Source organism: Paenibacillus sp. YN15 (genome assembly GCF_003285005.1).
Lineage (GTDB): Bacteria > Bacillota > Bacilli > Paenibacillales > NBRC-103111 > Paenibacillus_AR.
On the sequence record NZ_QMFA01000001.1, the window covers coordinates 348,099 to 360,441 of the forward strand.

Below are 12,343 nucleotides of genomic sequence, written 5' to 3' on the forward strand. Positions count from 1 at the left end.
ACAGGAGGAAGAGCAATGACGTTTATTGAGACCAGAATCAAGGATCTTCATGCGCATTTTCCCGATCTGAACGTCCCGAAGGATCTGGATGCATTCTGGACGGATGTGCTGGCGGAAACCCGGCGGAAGCCCTTGTCCGGCACCCGCCAAGCGATGGATACGCCGCTCTTGGGAGTAGCTGCCTACGAGGTGGTTTACCTGGGCATTGACGGCACGCCCATTCATGGAAATTACCTGGTGCCCGAATTTCTTGGAAAAGAACGTTATCCTTGTATCGTGCAATATCACGGCTACACCGGAAGCCGGGGAATGCCGGAGAACTTCGCCCATTATCTGCTTTCCGGTCTGGCGGTATTCTCCATTGATGTCCGCGGCCAAGGAGGCGCAACCGGCGATCTGGCCCCGTTGGAAGGCGGACAAGTCAAAGGCTGGGTTACCCGCGGCATTACCGACCCTCATAAAAGCTATTACAAATCTTACATAACCGATGCGATCCGCGCGATAGATTGGGTGCTGGAGCAGCCGGAGATTGATCCCGCCAGGGTAGGCGTGGCAGGAGGCAGCCAAGGCGGCGGTCTGGCGCTTATTGTCAGCGCGGTGGGCGGCCGGCATTCGTTTGCCGTGGCGGATATACCGAATTTATGCTATCTGGATTGGGCGGTGTTCAATACAACCGGCTCTTTGACGGAAATCGCCGATTACATCGGCCGTTATCCCGACCAAATGGAGACGGTGCTGAACACCATCAGCTATTTTGACAACGCCGTGCTGGCGGACCGGATCAAGATTCCGGTGCTGGTGAGCGTAGGGCTGAAGGATACGGTTTGTCCTCCCGAAGCCGTGTTTGCCGCCTACAACCGGATTCAATCCCAGAAGCAGATTGAAATCTTCCCGTCCCACGCCCATGCCACAGGGCCGAAGCATGTGCGGACCGTGCTGGAGTTTATCCGGAGGCAGGTTTTTTGACTAAGCTGAATGATTGAGGCTGTCCGAAAAGTCAAATGGGATGAATAAATATTCAGCAAGCTACAATCTCTCCCGGAAAAAGGCTGTCTTGAGAGCTTCAAAAATGGGAGAAACTTTAACGAATCTATGTATCGCTATTTGACTATATGTGAGCATATTTTAAATCTAACGAATCGTAGGATTGCTATTTGTCCGAATTTGCGCCGAAATGCGTTCAAACAGGCGAATAACGCCATATAGATTCGTTAGATTTTTTATCATGCCCGTTTTCGCGAAATAGCGTGAGATAGATTCGTTAGCCAGATTCTGCTTGTCCTAAGACGTATGCTTTCGAATATGTATTCACCTTGGTGTACTTTTCGGACAGCCCCTTTTGTGCGCTTCCTGCTGCTTCAGGTTGTTGCAGGCAGCTGTACGTACAGCGGGAAAGAATGCAGGCAGCGCTTATCCCAGCGGGGAATTGAACTGTATCGGATAGAGGCTTTACAAGGAGAAATAACACGTGTTATTATGAGCGTGAAGAGGTGGAAACAGATGAGCCGAAAGCGGGTGACCAGCTTTGATGTGGCCCGTCGGGCGGGCGTGTCGCGCAGTGTGGTTTCGGCTGTGCTGAACAATACGCCGGGCATCGGGGTCAGCGAGGAAACAAGGGAGGCGGTGCTGGAGGCCATCCGGGAGCTGGATTACCATGTGGATGCCCAGGCCCGGAGCATGAAGACGGGCAAAAGCATGTGTTTGGCTGCATACGGCAACTTGAAGCATCCGCTGTTTCTGCAGCTGCTGGAGGGAATGCAGAAGAGCTGTGAGGCCAGGGGCTATCAGATTCTGCTGTGCTCAGGCTCCCGCGGCGGCGGGCAGGACCGCAGCAAGCTGCTGACGCTGTATCATCAGCGCAGGATTGACGGGATTGTCACCTTCGATGATACCAGCTATTGCGATACCGCCTGGGCGGAAGAGGTGATCCAGGCCGGGGTGCCCTATATTTCGGTGGAGGGCTTCGCCGAGTATGACGGAGTTTCGTCCATTCAGGCGGACTATCGGGGGAGCATCGCCCTTGCCCTGGATCATCTGGCCGGGGGAACGGGAAGCGCTGCTGCGGGACCGTCTGCCGCCGTACCGCTGTATCTGGAGATGGCCAGCCAGGCCAGCAGCGGGAATTGGGCGGAGCGCAACCGCCGCGAGGCTTATGCCGAGTGGTGCGCCCGGCGGTCTTGTACGCCGCGGCTGCTCCAACTGGAGGAGTCGCGCCCGGACGAGCTGGAGAAGCTTCTGGCCGGACATCTGGCAGACGGCAGCTTGTCCGGCGGGCTGCTGATCAATTGGTCCAGCTCGGTTCCCGATCTGTACCGGGCGGCATGGAAGCTCCGGCTGCGCATCGGCGAGGACCTGCGGGTCATGGCGGCGGACAACACCATCCGCGGCCACAAGCTGCTTGTTCCGGCGCTTAGCTGCGTGGAAATCCCCTACGGCAGAATGGGAGCCGAGGCGGTGGAGGCGGTGCTGCGCCAGATGGACGGCGGCCGGGATAAGCAGCCGGAGAAGATATGGCTCCAGGCCTCCCTTCACAGGGGGGAGAGCGTGTAGAGGCGGAGGCGCCGGTGGGCAGGTGGAGAATAGCGGAAAGTGGGTTTCCGCTATTCCCCGTCTGCGGCAGCAGAATGCCTGATAGCGGAAAGGAATTTTCCGCTAATCTCCGCAAGCTGCCGCCCAAACGGCGGCGGAGAGGGCAATAGCGGACACTTAGCTGCCGCTATTCGCCTCCAGAGGAAGAATGCAGGCAAATAGCGGAAAGTAGCTATCCGCTATTCTCCGCCCACGGCAGCGGATGCCTGATAGCGGAAAAGTATTTCCGCTAATACCTCCAATTAGTTTGCACGGAGGTCATAGTGAGCCCCAAAGAGGCAGCGAGCGCCAACGGGGGGACCTTTCTCACCCGGAGCGCCCGCGCAGCCCTGTCTGCTCAGAGCATCCTCCCAGCCTATTCGCTCACAGCATCATCCGGAATACCCTCTGCATCTCCATCTGCTCACAGCATCACCGGAAGCGCAGGCAGAATGGCAGCTTTACTTGGCGCTTGTATGCGCCCTCCCTACGGGTAAAACCTTCAACATCACATGCAGAAAACTGGCTCCGCACAGGCGGGGCTGTTTATCAGCCTAATAACACGTGTTATTAGAAGCCATATGTATCGTTCACATTTACCCTATATATTTACCTTTCACACCTAGTACTAGCTTTCATCTCACATTTACGCTCACCCACAACATTAACTTTTCATCTTCACGTTTACGCTCACCCACAACATTAACTTTTCATCTTCACGTTTACGCTCGCCCATAACATTAACTTTTCATCTTCACATTTACACTCATCCATAACATTTGCTTTTCATCTTCACTTTTATATCTACCTTTTACCTCCACCTTCATCTTTACCTTACCTTCACACTTACTTTTCATAAGGAGGCGTCACAGCCATGTTTTGGACAGAGGAAAAGCTTGAGCTGCGCTTGAAGGAGCTGCAGGATTACCGCTACAAGGAAACAATCTCTCTTGCCGAGTGGACCTTCCGGGAGGACCCTGAGGGAGCCAACGGAATGTACCCGCCCGCCTACGAGGGCGAAACGGGCACGATGCACATCGGCCAGAAGTGGAAGGGAAGGGACCGCTACCTGTGGTTCCGCCGCCAGGTTCGGCTGCCTGTCGAATGGAAGGGGCAGCGCGCGCTGGGCCTGTTCGACTTCGGCAAAACCGGAGCCGGCCATAACGGCGGTTTTGAGTCCTTGCTGTATGTGAACGGCAGGCCCTACCAGGGGGTGGACAGCAACCACAAGGAAGTATTCTTCGCCGATGAGCTGATTGGGCAGGAGCTTGTGCTGGACTTCCGCCTCTGGTCCGGCCTGGATCCGTCCGCCCGCCCCATCGAGCAAGAGCATGAGCTGAAGCGGGCGGATCTGGCCCTCCTGGACCCTGCTGCCGATGATCTGTATTATACCGGCCGGGCGGCGCTGCATACCTCCCGGCAGCTGGCCGAAGGCCAGCCGGAGAAGCAGGAGCTGCTGAAGACGGTGAACCGGGCGTTCAACCTGGTGGATTGGTCCAAACCGGGCAGCGTTGGCTTCTACGAATCCGTTGCGGAAGCGGCCGGTTCCCTGCGCCGGGAGGTCGCGGCCTGGGAGAAGCGCCATGCGGTAACCGTGACCTGCATCGGACATACCCATATCGACGTGGCTTGGATGTGGCGGCTGACCCATACCCGGGAAAAAGCGGCCCGCTCCTTCTCCACGGTGCTGCGGCTGATGGAGCAGTATCCGGAGTATGTCTTTTTGCAAACCCAGCCTCAGCTGTACGCGTACATCAAGCAGGACTACCCGGAAATCTATGAGCAGATCAAGGTTCGGGTAAAGGAAGGCCGTTGGGAGGCCGGAGGGGCCATGTGGCTGGAGGCGGACTGCAATATTACCTCCGGCGAGTCCCTGGTGCGGCAGATTCTCTACGGCACCCAGTTCTTCCGGGAGGAGTTCGGCGTGGAGTGCAAATACCTGTGGCTGCCCGATGTGTTCGGCTATAGCTGGGCGCTGCCGCAGATTCTGAAGAAATCCGGCATCGACACCTTCATGACCACCAAAATCAGCTGGAGCCAATACAACCGGATGCCCCACGATACCTTCCGCTGGAGAGGCATCGACGGCAGCGAGGTGCTGACCCACTTTATCACCACACCGGAGAAGGCCGAAGACAATGTCTGGTGGTACACCTACAATGGCCTGATCGAGCCGTTTGCCGTCAAGGGCATCTGGGATCAATACCGGGACAAGGATGTGAACCGGGAGCTGCTGTTGTCCTACGGGTACGGGGACGGAGGCGGCGGGGTCAACCGCGATATGCTGGAAATGCGCCGCCGCCTGGACGAGATGCCCGGTCTGCCCCATGTGAAAACCGGCAAGGCCGATGATTATTTCCAAAGGCTGCAGGACACCTTTGGGAGCACCGATCAGTACGTGCATACCTGGGACGGGGAATTGTATCTGGAATACCACCGCGGCACCTACACCAGCCAGGCTCACAACAAGCGGATGAACCGCAAGCTGGAGCTTTTGTACCGGGAGGCGGAATGGCTTCAAGCGGTGCTGGCACTGGAGGCCGGACAGCCCGGCGGGTATCCGATGGACGACCTGCGGCGGGGCTGGAGCATCATTTTGCGCAACCAGTTCCATGATATTCTTCCCGGTTCCTCCATCCGCGAGGTGTACGAGGATTCCCGGGTGGAATATGATGAGGCCGAGCAGTTGGGCCGGAAGGTGCTGAACGGAGCGTTGGCCGGATTGGCGGAAACAGGCGCAGGGCCACGCACGTCCACTCGCGAAGGAACAGGCTTCACCGTGTTCAACAGTACCTCCTTCGCCAGAACCGATCTTGCCGTGATCCCCGTCTCCGATGCTGTCACTTCAGAGGGACAGTGGAAGGACGCCGCCGGACAGGCGCTTCCGGCCCAATACGGCGACGGACAATGGCTGGTTCAAGTGGAGGAGCTTCCGGCTCTGGGAGGCAAGACGATTTTCTTCCAAAAGGGAAATGCGTCCCAACCCGGCCAACTCACCACCCTTCCTTTCCACTGGAGTGAAGGAGCGCTGACCACGCCCTTCTACGAATTGGAGTGGAACGCTAACGGCCAACTGACCCGGATTTGGGACAAGGCGGCCAACCGTCAGGTGCTGGCGGAAGGGCAGCGGGGGAATGTGCTTCAGGTGTTTGAGGATAAGCCCAAGATGTTCGACGCCTGGGATATTGATCTGTTTTACCAGCAAAAAATGCGCGAGATTACGGAGCTGACCGTTGTTTCTCTGGCGGAAAACGGCCCGCTCTCCGCAGTGGTCCGTTTCCAATGGCGCTACATGGATTCCGTCATTGTCCAGGATATGAAGGTATATGCCCATAGCCGCAGAATCGACTTCGAGACCCGGGTGGACTGGCAGGAGCGGCAGCAGCTGCTGAAGGCGGCCTTCCCTGTGGATGTCCGGGCAACGGAAGCCACCTACGATATCCAGTTCGGCAATGTCAAACGGCCTACCCATTGGAATACAAGCTGGGATTATGCCCGTTTCGAAACCGTGGGCCATCAGTGGGCGGATTTGTCCGAACGCAGGCACGGGGTAAGTCTTCTGAATGACTGCAAATACGGCTATGACATCAAGGATAATGTAATGCGCCTCTCCCTGATCAAATCAGCCATCAATCCCGACGAAACAGCGGATCAGGGCAACCATCTGTTTACCTACTCGCTGTTGCCTCATGACGGGGATTGGGTGTGCGGGGAAACAGCCATGGAGGCGGCTTTCCTGAACAGCCCGCTGATTGCGGCGGAGGGAGTATGCCCGGACAAGGCGCTTCAGCCTGTGCTCTCTATCAACTGCCGCGGCGCCTTCCCTGGCGAAAATGGACATGTAGCCGTGGATGCGGTGAAGCAGGCGGAGGACGGCAGCGGCTTGATCGTCCGGCTGCATGAGTTTGCCGGCATCCGTGGAACGGTAGAGCTGTCCAGCAGCTATCCCGTGAAGTCCTGGCAGGAATGCGACCTGCTGGAACGCCCGGCAGGAGAGGAATCGGCGGCTCCGGTTATGGAGGCGGCTGTTCAGCCGTACGAGATCAAAACCTATCTGCTCCGCTTCTAAGCAAACAAGCATCCTCCCCATTTGCTGCTAACCCGCCGCAGGCCCACAGGCTTGCGGCGGGTTTTTCTCATGCTTCGTCCGCAAATAACAAAAATCGTACAGAAAAACCTAAAGATTCTTAAGGCCTGCAAGGGAGGGATCACATTACACTGTAAGCATCCCATGGGAAACTTTTAGCAAAAATGTAAGCGGTTTATTACAATCGATCATTTCCCGTCTGCCAAAAAGTTCCATATAAAATCCCCTGAGGAGGAAATTAATGCAATGAGGAAAAAGGGTTTGTTTGCTGTGTCCCTGGCGGTGCTCCTGGCAATGGTGCTGGTCAATGTGGGCAATATGGCCAATGTTGCTTATGCGGATGTATCCTCCCACTATCTGAACCCGCTGATGAAAGGCGCCGATCCTACCATTGAACGGCAGGATGACGGCTACTATTATTCGGCGGCAGGCGATGGCAATGTTGTATTGAAACGGCATGAAACCATTCTTGGCGTTTCCACCGCAAAAAGCAAAGAGGTATGGAAGCGGCCGGATAACCTGGAATTCATCTGGGGGCCCGATGTGCACAGAATCGACGGCAAATGGTATATCTATTTTGCTTCCGGTCCGAAGGTGAGTGATGAAGCGGGGCGTTTTGCGTACGGCCATCCCAGCTCCTATGTGCTGGAGAACAGCTCGCCTGATCCGTTCGAGGGGACCTGGGAGCTGAAGGGGTCCTATGATAACGGGGACGGGCTAACCCCCCAAGAGGGGCTGCTGAATACCCAAAGCTATGGACTGCCTCTTGGTTTTGTCAACATCAAAGGGCAGAGATACATGAGCTACACCAAATATTTCTATTATACCGACCCCGTAACGGGAAATGTGAGATTCGATGAATGTCCCACCATTGTCAAAATGAAAAATCCCTGGACATTGGAAGGCGAAGAGATTACGGTGGCCAGGCCGGTCTACGACTGGGAAAAGTACGTGGATAATGTGAATGAAGGCGCAGCCGTGGTGGAGCGCAACGGCAAGGTTTATTTTGCCTATTCCGCCAGCAGCTACACCCATGACAACTATGCTGTTGGCCTGTCCTGGGCCGATCTGACCCAAGATGTGGAGAATGAAGCGGCATGGAATAAACATCCCGAGCCCATCATGAAACGTTCGGATGAAAACGGTTCATATTCCACCGGCTCGCCGCTATTCCTGAAATCTGAGGACGGTACAGAGGACTGGAATACATACCATGGCATACCGACTCATAGTCAAGGCGGCAAGAACAGAGAGGTTCGCGCCCAACGGATCAATTGGGACGACAATGACTTCATCAATCTGGGCATTCCGTCCAACCCCGGCACCGTGCTGAGCCGCCCCTCCGGGGAGGAGAAAAGCGAGGTCTATGAAGCGGAGGACATGGAATTATCAGGGGCGGCAAGAGCAACCATGAACAGCATCTATGCCTCCTCCGGCCGGTACGCCCGATACAGCAACGGCAGTGACAGCGACTATACGGAGTTTACCATCAACACGGATGTTGGCGGGACCTATTCCCTGGACTTCCGCTACAACAACAATACGGCAGAACCGGTCACGATGACACTGGGCGTGAACCAGGAGGCTCCTGCCGCCCTTGTATTCCCGTCCAATGCCGGGCCGGAGAACAAGCTGAACTTCGACTTGAAGACCGTTCACAACATTCAATTGAACAGCGGCAGCAATACCGTGCGTCTTTCCGGCAAAAGCGCTTTGGGGCTGGATGCCATCATTGTCAAAAAAGGCGTCTTGTATGAAGCGGAAAACGCTGCGCTGTCGGGTGGTGCGGCAATTGCTCAAGTGAATCCCGGATACAGCGGTACGGGCTATGCCGGAGGACTCAACGGACCCGAAGCGGCGGTCAGCTTTACCGTTAACGCTCCCCAAGCGGGCAGCTATTCGGTCAAGCTGGCTTATGGCGCGGGAACGGAAGACGATGGAACCCTGACCATGTATGTGAATGGCACGAGGATCAAACAAGCAGATTTCTTCGGTCTGAAGCAATGGGACAAGTGGGCCGACAGATATGACAATGTATTCCTGAAAGAGGGAAGCAATGTTATCACCTACAAGCTTGACAGCGGCGATACGGCCAATGTCAATCTGGATTATATCACCGTTACCGAAGCGGCCACCTGGACGTATGAGGCGGAATCCGCCAAAACCGCAGGAGGGACGGATGCCGGGATCGTTCAGGCTCAGGATGGGAATACGGGGACCGGTTATGTGAGCGGCTTGTCCCAAGTAAATTCGTCCGTGGAATTCTCCGTGGATGTCGAGTATGCGGCGTCTTATGATCTCAAGCTGCGGTACGCCACAGAGACGGGCGGCAAAACCTTGTCGCTGGAGGTGAACGGCGCGCCTGTGCAGGAGGTGGTTCTTCCCCATTCCGGAGGCCCCAAGATGTGGAAGGAGCAGATTGTAACCGTTCCCCTGAACAAAGGGAAAAACAGCATCACCTATAAAAATGCAGCCGCAGATTCAGGTGTCATCCACATCGATCATGTCCATCTGAACAAGCGCATCCCCTGGAAGTATCAGGCGGAGACGGCAGCACTCACAGGCACACCGGGAATCGGACGGGACCGTCTGTGGTTTGAGGGCAATGGTTATGCCGGCTTATTCCAGAAAAAAGGGGATGCGATCCGCTTTGAGGTGAATGTCCCTTATACGGCGGATTATACGTCAACCCTGCGCTATTCGGGTGTGCAGTCGACCAACCGGACCATGACCATGTATGTGAACGGCAACCGGATCAAGCAGGTTTCCTTGCCGCCAACAGCCAATTGGGATACCTGGACAGATGCCACCGAGACGGTCAGGCTGGAGGCCGGGAAGAACAGCATTGAATTCCGCCGTGAGGACGGGGATACCGGACAGCTCAATATGGACAGCCTGACCCTGGATAAGTTCAGCGGCGGGTTCATGAGCACGGCGGCCAAGGAGCTTAATCCCGAGAAGATGGTGAAGATTCAGCCGAAGCACAGCGGCAAGGCGCTGAGTGTGGCAGGTGAGAAGTACAATCAGGGAGCGGCCCTGATCCAATTTTCCAATGGGGAAACCAATAGTCAATTGATGCGGTTCGTGGATCTGGGAACAGGCTATTACCGGATTCTGATTATGCGTGGCGCGCGCTTCCTCGATATCAAGCCGGGGTCGGCGATCCAGGAGCTGATTCTCAATGAGACGATAGAAACGGCCCCCATCCCCTCGGATACGGAGCAGTGGCGTCTGGAGAAGGACGGCGATTATTACAAAATCATTAACAAAAGCAACGGCAAGGTGATTACAGTCAACGAAGCGTCCAAAAGCAACAACGCTTTGATCCGGTTGGCCGATGACGAGGGGAAGGACCACCAGCGGTTTAAAATTGAGCTGCGCAACCTTTATGACACTGCATTCCACGCGGTGACGGACATTGCTGATGTCCCGGCGGCGGCGCAGGCAGGACAGGAGCTGACTCTTCTCGGAACCGTCTCACCGGATTGGGCTACCCGCAAAAGCATCACCTGGAGCATCAAGGATGCCGGGCAAACAAGAGCCAGCCTGGACGGGAATGTGCTGTCCGCCACAAGAGCGGGAACAGTGGTTGTTACTGCTGTGATTGAAGAAGGAAGCGGGACCGGCGCGAGCTACTCCAAGGACTTCACCATTGCCGTCTCCAAAAAGGACGCGGATGTCAATCCGGAAAAGGCCACCTATGATCTCTATGTTCCCGGAGATGTAAGCGCCAGTATCATATGGAATGAAGCCCAGTCCGTGACCGGCGTGGTATACGCGGCAACCGTAACAGGCGCCGTATACAATGGCACATTGGGACCGGATAGTTATACGGTTAACGGGGATATCTTGACCATCAAGCGGGAGACTATGGCTGCACTGGGATTGAAAAGCGGCGATACGGTGGACTTCTCCATCCTGTTTAATCAGGGGAATCCGGCTGTGCTCAGTGTTAATGTGATAGACAGCTTTGCTTTGACCAGCCATAGCATTACAGTGGCAACCGAGGGACCCGGCACTGCCAGCGCCAATGTATCGTCGGCGGTGAAGGATACGGAGATTACCTTAACCGCCACGCCGGAGCCGGGCCAGCTTTTCAAGGGCTGGAGGGTGGATAGCCCCAGCGGCCTGAATGTGACGGGCAATACCTTCACCATGCCGGACGAGGCGGTGGTGATTACGGCGGTGTTCGGAGCGCCGTCCTACAGGGTGATCTATAACGGCAACGGCGCGGCAAGCGGTCTCGTGCCGGTAGATGACAGCAGCTATGAGCAGGGCGTCACTGTATCGGTCTATGGCAATACCGGCAATCTGCAGAAACCAGGTTACCTCTTTGCCGGCTGGAATGTACGGGCGGATGGCAGCGGAGCCGGCTACACGGAGGGTCAAACATTCACAATGGGCGGGGCGAATCTGACTCTGTATGCGCAATGGACGCTTAACAATTCGGGCGGTTCTTCCGGAGGAGATTCGTCTGATGGGGATTCATCCGGTGACAGCTCACCATCGACACCAACAGGCGGAGGAGTGATTCCGGCGAACAGCAGCCAATTTACAGTTCCGGCAGATAAGAAGGGCGAATTTGGCATAGGCGATGAGATTAAGCTGGAAATTCCCGCCGGTGCCTCCGGAAAGGAATTTCAGCTTACCATCAGCAGAGTAACCGACACGCAAAAGCTGCTTGCAGGCAAAGCTGCACCGGCCAGTCCGGTGTTTGAAGTCCGCAAGGATTTCCCGGGGGATTTCCACAAGGAGATCATGCTGACCATTGCTTTTGATCCAACCCAAATCAAGCAGGGCCAAAAGCCGGCTGTATTCTCCTATGACGAAGCGCAAAAAAATTGGAGGGAATTAGGCGGGCAGGTCAATGGGACCGCTTCTATTACCGTGAAGGTGAACAGCGCTGCCAAGTTTGCGGTATTCGGCGTCGATCAGGCGGCAAACCCGCCCGCTCCGAAACCGGCAGTGAGCTTAAGTGACCTGGCGGCACATTGGGCAGAGTCCGATGTCAAACAAGCGGTTGAGCTGGGCTTCATCAGCGGTTATCCGGACGGAACGTTCAGGCCGGACCGGGCTGTAACACGCGCCGAGTTTGCCGCCATGCTCATCAATGCGCTCAAGCCGCAAGGGAACCGCCCCAACAACGAGCCGCTAACGTTCACCGATCAGGAGAAGATTGGCGTATGGGCGCTGAATGCCGTGGCGCAAGCGGTGCATGCAGGGATCATTTCCGGGTACGAGGACGGTTCCTTCCGCCCGGATGCCGAAATTACCCGCAGCGAGATGGCCAAGATGATCGCCAATGCCCTGGGCCAACCGGGCGAACAGGCTGCAACCACAGAGTTTGCGGATGATACGGCTATTCCTGATTGGGCGAAGGGAGCTGTAGCGGCCTTGAGCAAGCGGGGCATTATGGAAGGCAAGGGAGAGAACCAATTCGCTCCCGGCGATCAAGCAACAAGAGCAGAGGCGGTTAGAGTATTGCTGAACATGCTGCGCAACAGGTAGAGAGACCATTTTGTAAAACGGTTACAAAAAAAATTTAAGATAGTACATTTTTATAATATTCTTCGAAAGGTAGAATGAGGAAACGGCCGGAAAGAAACCGATACAGCCAGGGGACGAGAAAATGAAAGCGGTTTATGAAATTCAACAGGGCTGAGGGGGGATGGTTCTACAGCTTGTACC

Annotated in this window: 4 protein-coding genes; all 4 read left to right on the plus strand. The window is 55.8% G+C overall.

Features of this window, described 5'->3' with window-relative positions:
* Positions 1-15: 15 nt before the first annotated feature.
* The 4 genes from DQG13_RS01125 to DQG13_RS01140 all read left to right on the plus strand — a co-directional run bounded on the left by DQG13_RS01125 (position 16) and on the right by DQG13_RS01140 (position 12,163).
* A complete protein-coding gene (locus tag DQG13_RS01125) occupies positions 16-966 on the plus strand; it encodes an acetylxylan esterase (RefSeq protein WP_181592499.1) in 951 nt (316 codons plus the stop codon).
* A 534-nt stretch (positions 967-1,500) separates the two neighbouring features.
* The gene (locus DQG13_RS01130) at positions 1,501-2,550 is read left to right on the plus strand and encodes a LacI family DNA-binding transcriptional regulator (protein ID WP_113017517.1); all 1,050 of its coding nucleotides are present in this window, start codon (positions 1,501-1,503) and stop codon (positions 2,548-2,550) included.
* Between the two features lie 892 nt (positions 2,551-3,442).
* Positions 3,443-6,637 carry an alpha-mannosidase gene (locus DQG13_RS01135; protein ID WP_113017518.1) on the plus strand — a complete coding sequence of 1,065 codons (3,195 nt, stop codon included), beginning with the start codon at positions 3,443-3,445 and terminating at the stop codon, positions 6,635-6,637.
* 264 nt (positions 6,638-6,901) lie between these two features.
* Entirely contained in the window at positions 6,902-12,163 is a 5,262-nt protein-coding gene (locus DQG13_RS01140) for an S-layer homology domain-containing protein (RefSeq protein WP_113017519.1), read from the plus strand.
* Positions 12,164-12,343 lie beyond the last annotated feature (180 nt).